Source organism: Bradyrhizobium cenepequi (genome assembly GCF_020329485.1).
Lineage (GTDB): Bacteria > Pseudomonadota > Alphaproteobacteria > Rhizobiales > Xanthobacteraceae > Bradyrhizobium > Bradyrhizobium cenepequi.
Genome location: NZ_JAGKJI010000036.1, coordinates 1 through 19365, shown reverse-complemented (window position 1 = coordinate 19365; position 19365 = coordinate 1). Strand labels below are relative to the sequence as shown.

Below are 19365 nucleotides of genomic sequence, written 5' to 3'. Positions count from 1 at the left end.
TATGACTAGAACAGACGTAAAAGTGACATACGCACCAAAAGGTAAGCGTAAGCTCGCGGCCTGGGCCGCCGGGGCCGCCCAACGTGGACCATCTCAAGACCGCGCCAATCTCGCAGCTGAGAGTGCGGAGGTCGCCCTTAGGACGCTAGAGGGGCCGATGGAAATTGCTGATTATCTTCCATCTCATCACCGGGGGGCCGGTACTCCGCTTTTCCGAATTGCAACGGGCGATCGACGGCATCTCGCAGAAGATGCTAACCCAGCAGTTGCGTGAACTCGAGAACGACGGGGTGCTCAAGCGCACAGTCCATCCGGTCGTTCCGCCAAAGGTCGAATACAGTATGACGGAGGTCGGCAAGGCCTTGTGCCCGGCGCTTCACGCACTCCTTCAGTGGTCGGAGTTTCGGCGAGCATCACTCGACCGACGCAAGAGCCCGTGAAAGCAACTCTCGTGGGCTCGGGAGAGTCGGGCGTTGAGTTAAGCGCGGGACACGAGCTCCCAACCTCTATAGATGGCAGCTTCGTTTAATTGACGTTCCTCAATTCACTGGCGGCTGCTTTATTTCAGCCCTATCGATTGAATAATCCTTAGTACGCCGGGCCAGCCAGGATGAAGACGTGACGAGGTGCCATAGGCATTCTGGGTGCGGGCATTATGCCGTGGACTCCCTCTAGCCTCTTGCCATGTTCACGGCCGCGAAGGCCAACAGACCTCCCGCGATTCCTTCGACGACACGCTGATGCGACGCTCTGACGGTGTCGAGACGGCCGATAGTCGCTACAACAATGCCCAAAGTACCGTAGATCAGCGCGCAGAGACTGATGAATATCCCGGAAAGCAGGGCCGCCTGTTGGGCAATCCCTTCGCTCGCGTTCATGAAGTTCGGTAGGATCGCCAAGTAGACGAGAAGGCCCTTCGGATTAAAGAAGCTCGTCATGAATCCCTTCATGAGCGACGCTGGCGGGCCGCGAGGATCCAGAGAGACCCTTGCTCCACCGATGGCCGACCGGATCATCCGAAAAGCTAGATAGGCAAGGTAAGCGACGCCGCACCAGCGTAACGTCTCGAACAGGACCGGTGACGCGGCGACCAGCGTAGCAACGCCGAGCGCGGCTAACACCGCGTGCGTTAAGTAGCCGATGATGACGCCGGAGTTGGCGCGAAGGGCCGCCTTGCGCCCGCCGGCCAGCGCCTGTGCCGTGATGTAGATGAGGTCGGGGCCCGGCGTGCAGACGAGCGGCAGCACGGTCGCCGCGAACACGATCGACTTGGTCGTATCCATTGGACCGCCTCAGCCTGCGACCGCGGCGCGGCGCATCACCTTCTGCGCCTTCGCCTGGTCGACGGTGAACGCCAGCGTCCCGTAGTGCGAGCCCCAAGAGCCCGATCCGTTCGGGACGCGGGTGCCGAGGAAGATGTCGACGACGTCCTGCGTGCTGTGGCGTAGAAGCTCCGCGCCCTGCAAGAGACGCGCAACGGCCTCAGTCATCGGGCGGGCAACGAACTCGTCCTCGACGGCTTCTCGAACCAACGCCTCTGTGTGAAGGACCAGCGCGTCGAAGCGGCCGTCCTGGCCGAGCAGTGGACGGGTCTCGTCGAAGAGCGCCTGGATCGTGCGCGAGTCCTTCGTCATGGCCCGACGGACGTCCATGCACATCATGTTCGCGGTGCCTTCCCAAACGCTGTTCAACGGTGCTTCGCGATAGAGGCGAGCCATCGGACCTTCCTCGATGAAGCCGTTGCCGCCGTGACACTGCAACGCTTCGTAGGCGATGGACGGGGCGCGCGAGCAGTTGAAGAACTTGGCCGCTGGAGTGGCCACGCGGGCCAGCAGGCGTTCGTGCTCGACTTCCGAGAGTTGGTCGGTTGCCTTGGCGATGCGCAGCGCCATCAGCGTTGCGGCCTCGACCTCGACGGCCATATCAGCGAGCACGTTGGTCATCATCGGCCGGTCCGCGATGGACGTGCCGAAGGCCTTACGCGTGGTCGTGTGCTGCTGAGCCAGGGTGAGCGACTGGCGCATCAGGCCGGCGGAGCCGATCGCGAAGTCCAGCCGGGTCAAGTGCGCATGCGACAGGATCTCGCGGATGCCGTGGCCTTCCTCGCCGACGCGGATCGCCATCGTGCCCGCATATTCGACTTCGCTCGAGGCGTTCGACTTGTTGCCGGCCTTGTCCTTCAGGCGCTGCACGAAGAAGTTGTTGAAGCTGCCGTCGGGAAGCGTGCGCGGCAGGAAGAAGCAGGTCACGCCGCCGTTCACCTTGCCGAGCGTGAAGAATCCGTCGGATTGCGGGACCGAGCAGAACCACTTGTGTCCGGTGAGTTCGTACCAGTGTGCGGTCTTCCCGTGATAGTCCTCGGAGTGGGAGAAGCGCGCGGTCGTCTGCGTCTCGCGGAGGTCCGAGCCGCCTTGCTTCTCCGTCATCGCGTAGCCGATGACAACGGACGGTTTGTCTGCGACTTCGCGGCGGCTGAATTCGTACTCGGTCCCTTTGACCTTCTCCGCCCAGATCGCGAGGGCGGGCTCGGCCTCGAAGCCGGCGTAAGAGGCGTAGGCCATGCCGGTCGGGCACGCGGTCCCCGACTCGACCTGATTCCAGACGTAGGACAGCACGGCGCGGGCGTAGTGGCCGTTCTTCTGGTTGGTGCGCCAAGCGAGGTTGGGGACCTCGTGCTTCCACGCCAGCGACATCAGTTCGTGCCAGCTCGGGTGAAAGTCGACCCAGTCGATGCGGTTGCCGAAGCGGTCGTGGGTCTTGAGTTCGGGCAGATGGCGGTTGGCGAGGCGGGCGAGCTCCTGCACCTCGTCGTCACCGGCGATGGCGCCGAGCGCCTCGCAGCGGTCCGCGGCCCAGGGCGCCTCGCGCGCGATTGCGGCGCGCAGCACGGCGTCGCCGGTGAAGGCGTTGAAGCCGGCGGCGGGCTTGGCTTGGTTCAGGACTTTGTGGGTGCCGTAGCGGCTAGCGGGAGCTTCGAGCGCGCCGGACGAAATAGCTTGGGTCATGGACGTCTCCGGATCGGTTTCTGGGTTCCTGGATGTCGCGATCTGCCGGCGAACGCTACCGAACTCGCGTTGGCCTGAACCGAACTCCGGCTCATGCCAGCTCAGCAAAACCTTCGAAAATAGAACATAAATTCAGTTCCGAGGTTGCCGAAAATGCCGAAATGTAGCTCATTTTTCGCCATTCTTGACATAAATCGAATTTCAAGTCAACATGAAAATGAATTCGTGTTCATATTTGAGGATGGGCCAAGCCATGGCAACCAGAAAAGTCCGTGCCCTCGACAAGAAGACACAGATCCTGCGGGCGGCTCGCTCCGTCGTGATGGACGGCGGCTTCCAGGAGCTTCAGATGAATGCGGTGGCGGCTGCCGCGGGTACAGCGGTCGGGACGCTCTACCGATATTTCCCGTCGCGCGCCGAACTTTGCGCTGCCATCGTCAGCACGGTCTCGCAGCGCGAGGTCGACGTGCTGTCTGGCATCGCGATCGCCGAGGGCGAAGCGTCGCAGAAGGTAAGGGACGCGGTGCGTGCCTTCGTGTTGCGCGCCATGCGCGGCCGTCGTCTGGCGTACGGACTTATCTTCGAGCCCATTGATCCCGAAGTCGAAAGCACGCGCCTGAAGTACCGTCACGCCATCGCGCGCGTCTTCGAAACCATCATCAAGGAAGGAATCGCCGCCGGCGAATTCCGCGAGCTCGACGTCGAGGTCGCCGGCGCCTGCCTCGTCGGCGCGTTCATGGAAGGCCTCATCAGCGTGCTCGCGCCCGGCGCCGCCGGCGTCCCGACGCGTCCCGACGAGTTCGCGGATTCCATCGCCGATCTCTGCCTCGCCGCCGTGGCGAAGCCGGGTCGAATGCCGGCCGAGCAGCGGCCCGCCGTCGGCACCGCCGAACCCATCGCATTGAAGAAGCCGTAGGCGGCGCAGCGCGCACCACCGCGATCCACGAACCTCGTCGAAAGGGGGCGGGTCGCAACAAGGAGGAAATCATGTCTCGCCGAACCTGGGATGCCGCTGGTCTGCGCCGGCGCCCGGCTAACTTCGCGCCGCTCACGCCGATCAGCTTTCTCGATCGCGCCGCGCACGTGTTTCCCGACCGCATGGCGCTCGTCTACGGCGATCACAAGGAAACTTGGCGGGAGCACGCGCTATTCTGCCGACGGTTCGCATCGGCGCTGCGCCACGGTGGCGTCGGTCGCGGCGATGTCGTAGCGCTCCTCATGGCGAACACCCCGCCGATGCTCGCCGCGCACTTCGCGGTGCCGATGGCCGGCGCGGTACTGAACACGATCAACACACGGCTCGACGTCGCGACGGTCGCCTATATCCTCGAGCACTGCGAAGCGCGGATCCTGATCGTCGACGCCGAATTTCTCGATACGGCCCGCGGAGCCATCAAAGGTCTCGCCGCGCCGCCGCGCGTGATCGTCCACACCGACAGAACGGCAGGTTTCTCGCGTCCGGACGGCGTCGAGGATTTCGGCGACTTCGTCGATACCGGCGACGATGCGGAACTCGCAGACCGTCCAGACGACGAGTGGACGCCGATCGCGGTAAACTATACCTCCGGTACGACGGGACGGCCCAAGGGGGTCGTATATTCGCACCGGGGCGCGTACTTGTCCGCGGTTTCGACGATCGTTAGCTGGGACGTCCCGAAGGGGGCCGTGTATCTGTGGACGCTGCCGCTCTTCCACTGCAACGGCTGGTGCATGCCATGGCTGCTGGCGCTGCAGGGTGGCAAGAGCGTTTGTCTCAGGCGGGTGAATCCGGAAGCCGTCCTCGATCTAATCGTCGGGGAGAAGGTCACGCACTATTGCGGCGCGCCGATCGTGCACGGCTTCATCCGCGATGCGGCCCGCAAGCGGGGCGTCGTGTTCGATCGGCCCGTCGCCGCGCTGATCGGCGGGGCGCCGCCGCCGGCTTCTCTGCTTGTCGGCATGTCCGCCGTCGGCGTCACCCTTACGCACATCTACGGTCTCACCGAGACCTATGGTCCGGCATCGATCTGCGAATCTCAGTCCCACTGGAGCGAACTCGATCTCGCCGGCCAGGCTGACCGTCAGGGCCGGCAAGGTGTCGCCTACGCCTTGCAGGAAGGTCGCACGGTGATGGATCCGCAGTCCATGCAGCGCGTGCCGACCGACGGCGGGACCGTCGGCGAGATCATGTTCCGCGGCAACCAGACCATGATGGGATACCTGAAGGATGCCGAGGCGACCGACCGCGCGTTCGAGGGCGGCTGGTTTCACACTGGCGATCTCGCCGTTCTGGAAGCGGATAGCTACGCGCGCATCAAGGACCGCTCCAAGGACATCATCATTTCCGGTGGCGAAAACATCTCGTCGGTCGAGGTGGAGGACATCCTGTACTCGCACCCGGCGGTCTCGGCGGCGGCCGTAGTCGCGATGCCGGACGAGAAATGGGGCGAGGTGCCGGTCGCGTTCGTCGAACTCCGCGAAGAGACGCCCGCGAGCGAAGCGGACCTGATTGCGCACTGCCGCGGCCGTCTCGCTGGTTTCAAGTGCCCGAGGCGCGTCATCGCCTACGTGTTGCCGAAGACGTCCACCGGCAAGATCCAGAAGAACGTGCTGCGGGACGCCGTGCGGAGTAACGCGATCGACGCACTTCATGCCGGCTGATCGTTTTCACTTGATCAGCGCGACCGCCCGTCGGAAGTGCGGGTTGTCCGCCGTCTGCAGCCATTCGAACACGACCATCTCCGTCGTGACGATCTCCGCCCCGTGGCGTTCCATGCGGCGGACCGCGGTTTCCTTGTCCTCCGGATGGCGCGAGCCGAGCGCGTCGCGCGCGACGTACGTCTTTCTGGAAACCTGCAGCAGGCCGAGCACCGTCTGCTGCACGCAGACGTGGGACTCGCAGCCCGCGACGACGACGTGCGCGTCGGTGGGGACGCGGTCGAGGAAGCCGTCTTCCCGGCAGGCGTCGAAGAACTCCTTATGGACCAGGCCATCCTTCTCGACCGCTATGTCGGCCACGGTAGGCCCCAAGCCCTTCGCGTTCTGCTCGGTGAACAAGCGCGGGATTCCGAACAGCTTGGCCGCTTCGATGAGGCGGTTCGCGTTCCGGACGGCAGTCTCGCCGTCGTGGATCGCCGGCACCAGGCGCGACTGGAAATCGACGACGAGGAGCAGCGAGCGCTTCGGATCGATTGTCAGCATGGCGTCATTCCTCGGTCAGGTGGGCGATTTGATCCTTGACGTATCGTTCCATAAGATCCGGCGCGGAAGCGCCAAACATGCGGATGCGGCCGGTGTGCAGCAGCAGGAGAAGCCCGGTGGTGTGGGCGAAGCAATCGACCACGAGCAGGTTGGCCTTCTGCCGCGAAGCGCCGAGTTCGATCGCAGCGCTGGCGATCGGCCGCAGCGCGGATTCGAGAGCTGCGTTCAGCGTCTCGTCCCGTTCGTGTCCGAGACCCGCCGGCTTCATGCCGCCGCGGAACAGGTAGAAGCCGAGGTCAAGGTCGCGCGGATTCTCCGCGTAGTACCGGAAGAACGACATGGCAGCCGCCTTAAGCCGCTGCGCCGGCGACTTCGCCTGCGCGACCGCCAAGTCGACCGCGGCGCCCAGCGAGGCGAGGGAGGACTTCAGCACCTCCGCGTAGATCGCCTCTTTGGATTCGAAGTGGAAGTAGAGCGCGGCCGGCGTGTACCCGGCGCGGACCGCGATCGCCCGAAGGCTCGCGCCCTCAAGCCCTTCCTCCGCAAAAACCTGTTTCGCGGCATCCAGAATGAGTTCCCGCTTGTGTCCGCTGACCGCCTCGCGCCGGCCTTGCCGCTTTTCGACCATCCGTCCCTCGAATCCAACTTGACAACGATTCTAACAGTGTTAGAAATCTAACACCGTTCAAATATTCGAACAAGAGGGAGTGACGCCATGCTGATGTCGGGTGCCGCCTACCGGGAATCCCTGCGGGGCTACAAGCCGCGGGTCTTCGTGAACGGAAACGCCGTGGAGAGCGTCGCGGACGAGCCGCTGCTCGCGCCGGGCGTCGCCGGCGTCGGCGTCACCTACGATTTCGCGCTTAAGCAGGAGCACGTGCCGATTATGACGGCGCGACAGGGCACCTCCGGCAAGACCGTGAACCGGATGCTTCATATCAACGAGACTTCGCAGGACCTGCTGTTCAAGCTCGAGGCCGTGCGCCTGGTCTGCAAGACCGTCGGCTGCGCGCAGCGCTACCTGACGCACGACGCGCTTAACGGCATCTTCCAGTCGACGAAGCTGACGGACGATCGCCATGGCACCGACTACAGCCAGCGCTTCCTGGCCTATCTGCACGACATCCAGGATAGGGATCTCACGCTTGGTGTAGCGATGACCGACGCCAAGGGCGATCGCTCGAAACGTCCCGGCGCACAGGTCAATCCGGACGTCTACGTCCACATCAAGGAGCGTCGTCCGGACGGTATCGTCATCCGCGGCACCAAGGCCATCGTCACCGGCGCGCCCTACATGCACGAATTCCTCGTCATGCCGTGCCGGACCTACAATCCGGAGGACAAGGACTTCGCCGTGTGCTGCGCGGTGCCGTGCGATGCGCCTGGCGTGACCATCATCGCCCGCCCGGCGGGTCGCCCCGGCGAGGCGTCGGCCAAGTTCTCCGCCAAGTACGGCCAGTCGGTGGGCGTCGTGATGTTCGACGACGTCTTCGTTCCGCACGACCGGGTCTTCCTGGCCGGTGAGACCGAAGAAGGCGGCTTCCTCACCACGTCCTACGCCACGCATCACAGGCATTCCTGCATCGGCGCCCGCGCCGGATTCGGCGATCTCCTAATCGGCGCCGGCGCGCTGATGATCGAGGCCAACGGGCTAGACATCGAGCGTCACGCGCACATCCGCGAAGCGATGGTCGAACTCATCACGATCACCGAGAGCTTCTACGCCTGCGGCGTGGCTTCGTCGGTCTACTGCACCAAGGCTCCCGCCGGATCAGTAATGCCGGACGCGGTGTTCTCCAACATCGGCAAGCTGCTGCTGGCTACCAAGATCTACGACATGCACCGCGTGGCGCACTACGTCTCGGGAGGCCTCATCGTTGCCCTGCCGGGTCCGGAGGAGGACCACAATCCGGAGACCAAGGCGTCGCTCGCCGCGGTCATGGGCGGTCGGCCGGACATTCCCGCCGACAAGCGCGCCGAGGTTGCTCGCTTCATTGAGGACCTTACGGTTTCGCACGAAGCCGGCTGGTACTCGGTGATCTCGCTGCACGGCGGCGGTTCACCGGAGGCGATGAAGCGCGAGATCTGGCGCAACTATCCGGTGATGGAGAAGATCGAACTGGTCGAAGGCCTGCTCGACCGCGGCATCCTCGACGAGGGGCGCCGCGTCTCGAAGCAGCCTGGCCGGTGCTGCGCGATCGGTTGCCAGGTGCCCGAGCCTCCTCAGCGCGGCGAAGTGCCGACGCTCGAAGGCGCGGCCGAATAGCCCGCATCCCTTGAGGACATTCACCGACGTTCGATGGACGGCGGGCGGTCGACCGATCGCTCGCAGCTTCAGGATATGACATGAGCAGCAGTTCCTACCGCGAAGTCTATGACCGCTGGAAGGCGGATCCGGTCGGTTTCTGGAAGGTGGCCGCCGCTGACATCGACTGGTTCTCACCGCCGACCGAGATCTATCGCGGCGATATCAAACCGTGCGGGCGCTGGTTCGCGGACGGCGTCTGCAACACCTGCCACAACGCCGTCGACCGCCACGTCGCCGGCGGTCGCGGCGAGCAGGCCGCCATCATCTACGACAGCGCGACCACCAGCGCGAAGCGCTCCATTTCCTACTTCGAACTGCTACGCGAGGTGCAGGCCTGCGCGTTGATGCTTGAGGATCTCGGCGTCAAGCGCGGCGATCGCGTCTTGCTCTACATGCCGATGGTGCCGGAGGCGCTGTTCGGCATGCTCGCCTGCGCGCGGATCGGCGCCGTGCACTCCGTGGTGTTCGGCGGTTTCGCTGCGCCCGAACTCGCGACACGGATCGACGACGCCGAGCCCCGCGTGGTGCTCTCCGCCTCCTGCGGGATCGAAGGCAGCCGGGTGGTCGAATACAAGCCGTTGCTCGACAAGGCCATCGAACTGGCGAAGAGCAAGCCGGAAGCCTGCGTGATCCTGCAGCGCAGCCAGGCCAGGGCGAAGCTGATCCTCGACCGCGACCATGACTGGCAGACCACGGTCATGCGGAAGGCGGCGGAACTCCGCAGCGGTCGCAAATCCGAGTGTGTGCGCCTCGCGGCGACCGATCCGCTCTACATCCTCTACACCTCGGGCACGACCGGCAAGCCGAAGGGCATCGTCCGCGACAACGGCGGCCACCTGGTCGCGATGCGTTGGACGATGAGCGCGATCTACGGCATATCGCCCGGCGAGACGTTCTGGGCGGCGTCAGACGTCGGCTGGGTGGTCGGCCACAGCTACATCACCTATGGTCCGCTGATCACCGGCTGCACCACCGTGCTCTACGAAGGCAAGCCGGTCGGTACGCCCGACCCCGGCGCGTTCTGGCGCGTGGTTTCCGAGCACGGCGTGAAGGTGCTGTTCACCGCACCCACGGCGATCCGCGCCATCCGCAAGGAGGATCCGGAAGGCAAGCTCCGGGCCTTCTACGATCTGAACGGATTCCGCGCGCTCTTCCTCGCGGGCGAACGCGCCGATCCGGAGACGGTTCGCTGGAGCGAGGAGGTACTCGGCGTCCCGGTGATCGATCATTGGTGGCAGACCGAGACCGGCTGGTCCATCGCCGCCAACCCGCTCGGGCTCGGCGTCCTGCCGGTGAAGCACGGCTCCCCGACCGTCCCGATGCCCGGTTATGACTTGAAGATTCTAGACACCGAAGGCGGAGACGTCGCCGCCGGCGAGATGGGCGAAATTGCGCTGAAGCTGCCGCTTCCGCCGGGCGCCGCGGTCACGCTATGGAACGCCAACGACCGCTTCCAGGAAAGCTACCTGTCGCGCTACGCGGGTTACTTCAACACGGCCGACGCCGGATACCTTGACGAGGACGGCTACGTCTGGGTGCTCGGGCGCACCGACGACGTCATCAACGTGGCCGGCCACCGTCTATCGACGGGCGCAATGGAGGAGGTGATAGCCTCGCACGCCGCCGTCGCCGAATGCGCGGTCGTCGGCTGTAAGGATGAGCTCAAGGGCGAACTGCCTTGCGGTCTGATCGTGCTGAAGAGCGGCGTCAACGTCTGCCCGAAGGTCGTCGGCGAGGAGATCGTCGCCATCGTCCGCCAAAACATCGGGCCGGTCGCGGCGCTGAAGCGCGTGGTCGCCGTCGACCGGTTGCCGAAGACCCGTTCGGGCAAGATCTTGCGCGCTACGATCAAGAAGATCCTGGACGGCGAGGAGTTCGTCGCGCCGTCGACGATCGAGGATCCGGCCGTGCTGGCCGAGATCGAACGCGTCCTGAGGAGCTAAAGTGCGTCTTCTCGAACTCCTTTTCCGAGATCAGTCCTGGTCCTCTCAAGGCTGAAACAGGGGTTCAATTCCCCTAGGGAGCGCCAGAAAAATCAATAACTTAGATTCGATACGGAGAATTCGTCGAATATCCGTCGAATAAGCAATAGCGAACGTTGGCGAACTTCCACCACGCTACTTGTCAGATCCAACCGCAGTTTATTCTTGTCAATCGTAACAAGTTGGCCCGATCAGCTCGCTCATCCGAAGCCGTAAGTTGGTCTTCACAACTGGTGCCGGGTAGTCACGCCGCTGTAGTGAGAGCGTTGCATTCGCGCTCTCACGAGCGCCTACCGCGTTTGGCCTGACGGTTCCATCCGGCGCGGTTGCTCGCCCGGAAAGCAGCGAGCTTACGCTCGCCATCCAGCTGACTGTTCCTTCCCAGGAAGTGACCTACGACCCACTGATCGATGTAGTTGCGCAAGCTCAAGGAGGCCTGGTCCTTGATGAGCGCCAGGATCAACGGCCAATCGTCTTGCCGGAAGCGCAACAGTTGTGCGAGGAGAATCCCCGTCGCCTTCATTTCCCGAAGCTCGGGCGGTCGCGGCTGTAGCCAGATCGAGTCAAGCAGCGCGACGGTCACGGACAGATGCGACTTCAGATCGGCATTCTGAGTGCCGATGTACCCGCTCGTGACCCGGTAGTCGGCAAGGTTGTCGGAGGTGTCACGTTGCAGCACGGTCGACAGGATCGCGGCGTCGATAGCGACGTGGCTGTGGCGGCGCCACGCGAACTTTACCGTAACGTCGGCAAGCCGTTCGATGTCGATAAGCCCTTGATCATAGGCAAAAGTGGCCGCGGACTGCAGCCACACACCTGCGATCTCGGTTTCGAGCGCGACGCCCGCCATCTCGCGAAAATAGACATCTTCGGAGAGCAGGACATAGCCTTGAGCCGCGACATAGGCCGGATCGAATACGTCGACACCGAATGCCTCGGTGAGCGTAGAAGCGAGATCCGACGGCGCGTCCGGAGCCACGACCGGGATGATTTCGCAGTGTCGTTCAATCTTTGCGACTTGAGCGATAATGTAGCTCCGGCGCGCTTCAATGTCCTCTCGGGTGTGCTCCTGGCGGATGTATTGACCGTCGTGCCAAGCAATGGTCATCGATCGTCCGAATTCGGGGAACTCGTCGCGATCGCGCAGGCCCAGAAGCTCGTCAATCGACGATCGCGGAATGACGAGTTTTCCAAAAACCGCGGTGAGGATATCGAATATGTCCATCGTCGCGGCAGTCCATGCCGCATACGTGTCAAGAACAGCGCCTCCGGCGCGCCGTTGCGAGATGACAGCGCGCGCGGCATCACGCTCCTGGGCGGTGCCGGTGCAGGCCAAGATGTCGTGGTCAAGCGAGCGGATGAAATCTGCAAAACCGATGGCATCGCGACCGAGCCGCGAGGCCACCATCGTCATGGGCAAATGCTGCAGAAGGTACAGATCGGCGAGCTTCCGGTTGCTCTCCGCAACTTTCCTGATCTGTTCGAGGGCTGGCTTAACGTCGCCCTCCTTCATTTTGAGGGTATAAAGCCCCTTGGCGTCCGGAAAGCGCGTCTGAAAGTTCGCCATGACGTCATGCAGGGCATGGACGTATTTGTGTTTGATCTCGGCGACGCGCCACGTCGTGCCGTCACCGAACGCTGCTGCGATGACGAACGTCTCGCCAACCTTCAGTTCCATCGCCGCCGCGGCTAGGGGGTGGCTGGCGCTTAGAAGCCCTTCCGCGGGCCGGTCTGGCCCGTCGACAATCAGGAATTGGGTCGATTCACCCTGTGTGCCTTCAAGCTTGACCCACGCGTCGGGACCTACGACGCGCGGTCGAGGGGTTTGTCGTCCCTTGGGATCGAGCATCATGAGCCCGAAATAGCGAAGAGCCGCGTCGGGGTCGTTGCGCGCCGATTGCAAGACCTCGTACGCGTATGCGATCGCTGTCTTCTGTAGCCCTTCCGCGAACATGGCCTGTGCGAAATACATCTTCTGACCGGGCGTTCCCCTGAGCGTCGCGTGATCGAGCTGCTCGATGAGCGGCCTGATCTCGGCCCGTCGGTCCAAGCGGCGCAACGTGGAGAAGAGAGTCAGGTAATTTGTGAGGTCTGCGCCAAGCGCGATCGCCCTGCGCAAGCAGGCCTCGGCCTCCTTGAGCGCACCGCGATTGTAGTGGAGCAGGCTTTCTGCATGCACATAGAGTTCGAGGCGCCTGATCTCAGGCGCAAGGCGCTGAAAGAAGCGCAGAGCGCGCGCCCGTATCGGGCCGTCATTGACGAAGGCGCGCGCCAGGGTGCGAAGGGCACCATGATCATGATCTTCCGCGACGTATCCGTCGAGCAGGTCGCCAACGATGCCTGCGTCGCCGCGACGGACCGCATGCATGGCGACCATCAACCGGGCAGAGAAGTGACTGTCTGTTGCGAGCGCGTTCAAAGCCGATTCAAAGGCAGCATCCGCGATGGATGCAAATCCTTCCATCGACGCAAAATCAGCAACCACGATGCTGGCGCGCGCATCATCAGCGACCTCGTTGGCGATCGCCTTGATGGTCACTTCGCGATCGCTTGGCTGCTCGATTTTGAGGATGGCCAGGCGGCCGGCCGTTGCGACGAGCGTGCGCTCGACGTCCGGAATGTGCTCGGGTGGAGATCGGCTGATCTCGGCGACCTTTTCCCAGTCACCACGAGCGGCGTGGTAGCGAAAGGCGAGAACGGTCTGGTCGGGCCCGGGTGGCAGGCGGGGTAGGAGATCGCGGACGAGTTCATCGTCGTCCCCCTCGATAGCGGCCAATGCGGCGCGCTTGACGAGCTCCATATCGTCGGGGCACGCCGCAAGCCCTTGTCGCGCGAGTTCCAAAGCGGCTGGAATGTTATCCAGCAACTGATAGGCGACGATGAGATTGCTGCAGAGCGCGGCATCCTCGGGCCGCACGATGCCCTCCGAAGTCCGAGCCGCGTCCCAGAAGCCGCGCAGAACGGTGATGGCCTTGAGGATACGGTCCCGATCACCGGAGGAGAGACGGTGCGTGCGTTGGACGGTCTCTTGGCGCAGAATTTCGTCGAGCTCGGCGTCGGCGGCGAACTGGCGCGCGTGACGATCCTCTGGATAGGCAGCAACAGCCTGCCGAGCCGCCTCCCACCATGCCGGCATCAGCTCGCGGTGCCGAAGGGTATCAACGCGGCCAACCAAAACCGCGCACGAATTTCTCAAGCCCGGCGGTACGAGGTCGAGCGGTTCGCCGATCGTTGAATCAAAACGAGCAGCTTGCACGAGGTACCCGGCTACGCCCTCATTGCTGGGATCGACCTCCATAGCGGCCTTGCCAAAGGCTAACATCTCCTGCCAACGCCCCTGCAGCAGTAGCGAGAACGCCTTGTTGGCAACGGCCTTTGGCTCGGCCGGCTCATGCTCGTAGGCTTCCTCCAGTAGAGTTGCCGCTCTTTGATCATCGCCAAGGGCCAGGCAGCACGAGCCGATATTGGCCTTGATACGAAACTGGATCCGCCCAGACGCGGTCGGCTTCACGCGATCCAGCAAGCGCTCGAGCAGCGACAGTGCGGTGCGAGGCTTACCGCTATTGGCCAGTTCCCGATACTCGTCGATTTCGGCATCAAGCTGGGCTTCGACGGCGCTCGTGCCGCTGGTCGCATCGCCTGGGGCAAGATTGATCGTCTCGAGGCGCGCGAACCGAGCTACCATCTCCGAGAAGCCAGCCTCGACCATCCCCTGCACCTGTTGCTGTGTGACGACAACATGCTCTACGCGTTCCAGGATTTGTTCGCTGAACGCCCCGTAGTTCGGGTCGAACTGCTTGCGAGCGTCGGCATGCTCGCTGATCCTCTCCTCTAAAGTGTTCCATCCCCAGACATAGATTAGAATCCGGCGGCCATTGTTCTTCTGCTCGAGCGCGAGTTCGCGCGCCAGCTCCTGAAGTGCCACGTCATCCGGCGCGGTCGTCGTGATAAAATACTCGCGAAGATCAGGGCGAAACGTGAGGGCCTTGCGAACCTCGTCGCGGACCTCGTCTGCTGTCAGAAAATGCCCATCGCTCTTCAGCTTGCACTGAACTCCAATCGCGTAGGCCGGGTCCTGATCGCGCACGCCGAAGAGATCGACGCCGTTCTGGCGTTGTCCCCGTCGTCCATTGCGCTGAATATTCGGGTCCCTCAGCAGCGCGCGCCAGAGGACGATCGAGGCGCGCTCAAACGCCTGTTCGTCGGCTGGCTTCGGAATCTGGGTTGCAGCAAGCAAGGACATGACTGATTCGCAGCATAACGCCGTGGAGTTGGCGTGCGGCGAATTTTGCCGAGCTACACACCACGAATTGGGTCATTGTTGATCTATTCATCAGCCGCAGGCGGGAAACGGGGCCCCTCGATCATAAGCTAAGCTGGAGGCTTCGCGAAACGCGTGGCGTCTAGAACCGACGAGATTGCCGAATCATGTTCCAGGGGTGACCCTGAGGCCACCTGATCACACGGAGGTCGAACCGCTGTGCGGCTCTGCTCATGAGAACGAATCATCAGCTCTTGGAGCACCGAACGGACGATCTGGCGACAGCCGCCGCGATCGTCGACGCCCAGAACGTAGCCAAGGGCATCCTCAAGAGGGGGCGGGGGGATGGAGGTCGGGTCGAGTTGACGGCCGACCGGAAACGGAAGACAAAAACAAATTCCCGCACGGCAAGTTTCGGAACTCGGTGGTGCTTTGCCTTCGCCAATGCTCGATGTCAGCTTTCTGGTGATGCGGTGCCAATGCGGCTGGGCCATTGGCAACCTCTGCGTCGGCGTTGATCCGTCTTGCGGCTCTGGTGGTGCGGCGCTTGCGACTTGGCGCGAGAAGTTCTGTACGCACATTTTTTGTTCGTAAATTCAACTAAACAAACTTGATGTGAGATGCCCGAAAACTTCCCTCCGCACATGAGCGCCATGATCTCCATGATGGCGGCCGCGCAGACCGACGAGAACGCGCGGATCGCCGGTCTGGTGCGTCGAAATGCCGGGCTGGCGCGCACGCTACAGAAATTTAGCTTTCCGAATGTTGCGCGGCTGTTGGCAGGACTGACTACGTTGCCGGAAAACCAACCTGCCGATCTGCGATTGACTGCCATGATTCACATGGCGGCCTTGTTTTGCATAGGCGACAAGGAACCCTCACTGACGCAGCTTCGCCGGTGGCTGAACGACATCATTCTGAAGGATCCCGTCACACAATACGAAGATCCGGTCGAAGACGTGTTCATTTCGAATGTCGTGACGTGGTTCGGTAACGTTCGCCTTTTTGACGGCGGATGGCCCGACAACGACTACGCACTTCAAGCGTTCCTGACGTGCATTGTTCTGCTTCGCGAAGAACCTTGGATGGCTACGGTCGCTCGCTCGGTCGCGGCACTACTCAAGATGAGCGAAGCCGTGGCGGAGCGCGCTTCGTTGTCGCGCTTTACGCTTGCTGACACAGCGCCGCGCCAACCGCTCCGCATAGCGCAGACCTCCGTTTATCCCACGGCCGATTATGTGACCTTCACACCCTCAGAACTTACGACGATGGGTATTGCGCGGTTGGATTTGGCTCCGTTCGAATTCGTGCCGGAGTTACGTGAAGCGTTAGCTGGCGAAACAATCGGGCATACCAAGCTGGAACGTCATCCTGTCGTCTTTAGCGAAGGGCGTATTCTCCTCGTACTTCCGACCGCCGTGGGCGCTGCGGTACGGCGCTTCGTCATGGAAAGCGCGGCTGCCGCGGGAAGACTGCCACATTTCCAGGAGCTACTGGCCAAGTGTCAATTCGACGAAGTCCGCCATCTTGGATTGGGTCGCTGGGGAATCCGCGATCTTGACCCAGAAGAGGTCCCAACTGCGCATGAAATCATCGGCCAATTCGACGAAGGCGCTTACGCGCACTTGGTCTTCCTTCCAGATTCGCTTGAGGCTACGCTGAAGGATGGTCTGCAAAGTCTTGACGACATACCCGACGCATTCATCGCGCGACTAGAGCAGATCGCAAGGGACATCGCCGCACGCCCCGGATACCAGCGGGGCATGACGATCATTGTGCACGGTGGAAACGGTCGCGGATTTGCACTCGGCTTTTATGAGGAGGCACCGCCTCAATGGCAGCGGCTCGTGCTTGGAGCCGCAGATTTCATGCGCCTTGCCTGGGATTCAGAAATGAACGCGTTGCGCGCGTGGAAACTCTTAGATCAAGAGGATGAACTGCACAGGCGAAACATCGAATTCATGAACCCCAATGGCTTCATGAACCTCTACGGGTATGCCGAGCTGGAAGATTATGAGCTTGTACCAAACGCGATGGCGCAGGGCATACTCATGCTCCAGACCAATTACCTCACGCCCGTGCGCCATCGCCTTCGAACATCGATCGACTGGCATGCAGCCGTGGTGAAGCCGTCACGAGCATATCTTTCGGTGCAGCGGCAGACGACGGGCAGCTATTTCAAGCAGGCTCGGCTCTTGCCGGTTTACGTCAGCGTCGGTCATGCGGCTTCCGGCTCGTTACTCGGATGCGTCGAAACAGCAACGCGTCCCTGGTGGGTTCGCTGCAATGTGCGTCCAGAGAATAGCCAAGCAAGAGATGTCGTGTACCAGGTTTGGAATTTGGTTCAGAGCTGGCTCGTTCGAGTCGCGCCGTTGCTTGAAGAGAAGCTGGAGGCGTTGCCACCTGGCCCAGCGACGGTGCGGCTGCTATTCCCAGATATCGAAACATTCACTGCTCGCCGAGGAGACAGCGCGGATCCGAATGTTGGCCCAACAGTGGTGATCGAGGACGGCCAAATTCAGATTGGCTGCCCGGCAGCCTACCTGCGGTCTTTTTCTAATCCAAAAAACATCGGCGATCGAATGATGGTCGAGGCCCTTTTGCGCGCAGGCCATTTTTTGGCAGGCGCGCCGCCCGAGGATGAGTCTATTGAAGGATTGACCGCCCAAATCATCCAGAACGACGACGCCCGGTTCTTTCATGCGATTCCCGCAAATACAGCTCGGGAGCGCCTCTATGCCACCCACACTCACGCAAATCCGCGCTTCGTCCAACCAGAAGACCGAGCGGCCGGTTGGCTTGATTTGGCACGAGAAGCGGGCTGGGCGCATCCAGCCGGCCCGGTACCCGACAACCAAGCCCGGAGCCTCCTAAACAATGCAGTCAATATCATGTGGAATAGGGTCAAAGCCCGCCTGCATACGCTGGAGCATCAAAGCGTCATTGAGCGCGCCATCGAAAACGACTACGCGATCTATCGAGATCGAGCGACCTGGCAGCTAACCGCAGCCGCTCTTCTATCGCTTTATGAAGATCAAGCGGATGTCGTTGCCGGCGCGAACGAGCGCGAGGGCCAGCGGGGATTAGCTGCACTCGCTAGCCGGGTTATTGCGGAAATGGCGGTCTGTGTATCGCCAATCGGAAAGGGACGTCAATGCAGCGCGGCCGACCTGGACTATTTGGTTGCGAATGTTGCGATATTGCTCGAATGCGCTAGCCAGAGCGACGCGATTCATTATGGTCTCTCGTCACAACCGCTGATCATCGAGCCGAACGGTACTTTCACGTTCGACACAACGTTCCTCCAGACTTTGCATGCGCCATATATGCATAGTCATGGCGAGCGTGGCTTTAGGGCGGCTGCCGCGAGTTATGGAGATGCCTTCGGCAACCGCGACAGCGAGATCAAGACTCTGGATCCTCAGTACGAAAAGGCATTCCTCGATGAATTCAGTCTCTCGCTGCACCAGTTGATGGACTTTACCTACCGTTTGACGGATGCGTCGATCCGTCTTGGACGGGAAACATTCGTGCTTCCAAAAAGCGACATCGAGCGACACCTCAAGCAGATTGGTGTCGCGGCGCCCGATCGGGCGTACGACGCGCTAACATTGAAGCCACGCCCGCGATGGGACGAGCCAAAGCCAAAAAACGCTAAACCAAGAGACTGGTATCCTTGGCGTTTCAACCGACGCTTATCGTTGATGCGCCGTGCCCTGGTACAGTTTGAGAATGCCACCGATCCACGGATCATCGTGGCCCCAGCGCTGCTCGATCGTTCCGTTGAATTTCTGATTGGAACGTATTCCGGAGGGCTTCCAGTCGAACTTTTTGACAGCGCGAGCATGAGGGCGTGGATTGGCACTGCCGTCAACAAGGAGGGGCACGAGTTCAATCATGCGGTTGCAGCGCGATACAGGGAGTTGGGATTTACGGCGCGGCCGGACGTAAATATGACCGAACTCGGTGGCACCAAAGCCATGGGAGACGTCGATGCACTTGCTTGGAACCAACTCACGGGAGTTGTCTTCGCGACAGAATGTAAGCGTCTTTTGTTCGCGCGCACTGTTGCCGAGATCGGTGAGCGCCTCCGGGAATACACAGTCATAGCGGCGCCGGGCGAAGACCGCACGCCGATTCAAAAGCACCTCGACCGCATCTTCTTTCTTCGAACCGCTGGGCCTGCTTTGTCGAAAGTGACCGGAATTCCGGCCGATAAAATCGTGCTGCGATCAGCGCTCGTGACCGACTATCTCGCCCCCATGCAATTCCTCAAGGACGCGGGTAAGCTTCTGGACGTAATTACCGACGTGTCGCTCTTGGATGAAGTCGTCTAGGGTCTGTTGGGATTCATCGGGAGTTTATCACGGCCGCGACCAGATGGATCATGGAGGCGAAGCTTTGATCGGTCTTTTCGGCGCGCATGGCGATGCGTTTGAACTCCTTGAGCTTGCCGAAGAAGTTCTCGATGAGATGCCGCCATTTGTACATCTCCTCGTCGATGGTGAGAGGCTTGGCGCGGCGCGGATGCTGGGAGATGACGACCTTGGCGCCGCGCGCATCGAGTTCGGCGATGATGGCGTTGCTGTCGAACGCCTTGTCGGCGATCAGCGCGTCGAAGGCCAATCC

12 protein-coding genes are annotated in these 19365 nt (G+C 61.9%); 6 read left to right on the top strand and 6 right to left on the bottom strand.

The window, feature by feature from the left end; all coding sequences use genetic code 11:
- Window positions 1-164: 164 nt before the first annotated feature.
- A complete protein-coding gene (locus J6497_RS28875) occupies window positions 165-440 on the top strand; it encodes a winged helix-turn-helix transcriptional regulator (RefSeq protein WP_376708285.1) in 276 nt (91 codons plus the stop codon).
- A 231-nt stretch (window positions 441-671) separates the two neighbouring features.
- Here J6497_RS28875 and J6497_RS28870 read toward each other — a convergent pair whose 3' ends face one another.
- A complete protein-coding gene (locus J6497_RS28870) occupies window positions 672-1283 on the bottom strand; it encodes a LysE family translocator (RefSeq protein WP_225707655.1) in 612 nt (203 codons plus the stop codon).
- A gap of 9 nt (window positions 1284-1292) precedes the next feature.
- A complete protein-coding gene (locus tag J6497_RS28865) occupies window positions 1293-3005 on the bottom strand; it encodes an acyl-CoA dehydrogenase family protein (RefSeq protein WP_225707654.1) in 1713 nt (570 codons plus the stop codon).
- Window positions 3006-3258: 253 nt separating this feature from the next.
- Between J6497_RS28865 and J6497_RS28860 the strand changes: the two genes are divergently transcribed.
- Together J6497_RS28860 and J6497_RS28855 are read left to right on the top strand one after the other, a co-directional pair.
- Window positions 3259-3921 carry a TetR family transcriptional regulator gene (locus J6497_RS28860; protein ID WP_225707653.1) on the top strand — a complete coding sequence of 221 codons (663 nt, stop codon included), beginning with the start codon at window positions 3259-3261 and terminating at the stop codon, window positions 3919-3921.
- Window positions 3922-3992: 71 nt separating this feature from the next.
- Complete coding sequence (locus tag J6497_RS28855) at window positions 3993-5645, top strand: AMP-binding protein (protein WP_225707652.1); 1653 nt, start codon at window positions 3993-3995, stop codon at window positions 5643-5645.
- 6 nt (window positions 5646-5651) lie between these two features.
- On the opposite strand, the gene J6497_RS28850 is transcribed toward J6497_RS28855, so the two are convergent.
- Together J6497_RS28850 and J6497_RS28845 are read right to left on the bottom strand one after the other, a co-directional pair.
- Window positions 5652-6185 carry an isochorismatase family protein gene (locus J6497_RS28850; protein WP_225707651.1) on the bottom strand — a complete coding sequence of 178 codons (534 nt, stop codon included), beginning with the start codon at window positions 6183-6185 and terminating at the stop codon, window positions 5652-5654.
- A 4-nt stretch (window positions 6186-6189) separates the two neighbouring features.
- Window positions 6190-6813, bottom strand: a complete 624-nt coding sequence (locus tag J6497_RS28845) for a TetR/AcrR family transcriptional regulator (protein ID WP_225707650.1) — start codon at window positions 6811-6813, stop codon at window positions 6190-6192.
- Window positions 6814-6900: 87 nt separating this feature from the next.
- Here J6497_RS28845 and J6497_RS28840 point away from each other — a divergent pair, with 87 nt between their 5' ends.
- Together J6497_RS28840 and J6497_RS28835 are read left to right on the top strand one after the other, a co-directional pair.
- On the top strand, window positions 6901-8451 hold the full coding sequence (locus J6497_RS28840; protein WP_225707649.1) for a 4-hydroxyphenylacetate 3-hydroxylase family protein: 1551 nt from the start codon (window positions 6901-6903) through the stop codon (window positions 8449-8451).
- A gap of 80 nt (window positions 8452-8531) precedes the next feature.
- Complete coding sequence (locus J6497_RS28835; protein ID WP_225707648.1) at window positions 8532-10436, top strand: propionyl-CoA synthetase; 1905 nt, start codon at window positions 8532-8534, stop codon at window positions 10434-10436.
- A gap of 319 nt (window positions 10437-10755) precedes the next feature.
- Here J6497_RS28835 and J6497_RS28830 read toward each other — a convergent pair whose 3' ends face one another.
- Window positions 10756-14718, bottom strand: coding sequence for a PIN domain-containing protein (locus tag J6497_RS28830; RefSeq protein WP_225707647.1), 3963 nt, complete (start codon window positions 14716-14718; stop codon window positions 10756-10758).
- Between the two features lie 638 nt (window positions 14719-15356).
- Between J6497_RS28830 and J6497_RS28825 the strand changes: the two genes are divergently transcribed.
- Window positions 15357-19073, top strand: coding sequence for an anti-phage protein Upx-like protein (locus tag J6497_RS28825; RefSeq protein ID WP_225707646.1), 3717 nt, complete (start codon window positions 15357-15359; stop codon window positions 19071-19073).
- Window positions 19074-19086: 13 nt separating this feature from the next.
- On the opposite strand, the gene J6497_RS28820 is transcribed toward J6497_RS28825, so the two are convergent.
- On the bottom strand, window positions 19087-19365 hold a 279-nt coding region (locus J6497_RS28820), incomplete at its 5' end, for a transposase (protein WP_225705104.1).